Source organism: Bacillus sp. SIMBA_005 (assembly GCF_046535585.1).
In the GTDB taxonomy this organism is placed as follows: domain Bacteria; phylum Bacillota; class Bacilli; order Bacillales; family Bacillaceae; genus Bacillus; species Bacillus pumilus.
Genome location: NZ_JAWRWI010000052.1, coordinates 1 through 449, shown reverse-complemented (window position 1 = coordinate 449; position 449 = coordinate 1). Strand labels below are relative to the sequence as shown.

1 pseudogene is annotated in these 449 nt (G+C 71.3%); it reads left to right on the top strand.

Features of this window, described 5'->3' with window-relative positions:
• Positions 1–107 precede the first annotated feature (107 nt).
• Positions 108–449: pseudogene (locus SB660_RS19035) on the top strand (hypothetical protein); the annotation flags it as partial.

The following is a 449-nucleotide window of genomic DNA, read 5'->3' as shown; positions in this document are numbered from 1 at the left end:
CTCGTCGATCAGGGCATCGCCGATCACGACGACAGACCCAGCAGCGGTAGTCGCGGTCCTCATCCCACGACCTTATCGCGACGCGCCACCGCGAGTGCGCGGCACGAATGCTGTCGTTCGACCCGCGAGCGCGCTACGGTGTGCCCATGAAAGCGCGATTCCCCGCAGGCGCCGCGGCTCTCCTCCTCGTGGCGATCCTGACCGCGTGCGGAACGGCATCCGATGGCCCGGGGAATGCCGGCGGATCACCGAGTCCGTCGCCAGGAGCATCCGACGGCCCCGCCGAGACCGGATCGCCGACCCCTTCCCCCAGCCCCTCACCGACCGCGAAGGGCGTCGCCCTGCCGACCGACTGCCGGGCGATCCTCTCTGACGACGTGCTCGCCCAGCTCGAGGGCGTGCCCCTCAACGACGCGGCCTTCGGTCCCTCTGGCGTCGGCACCGACGGG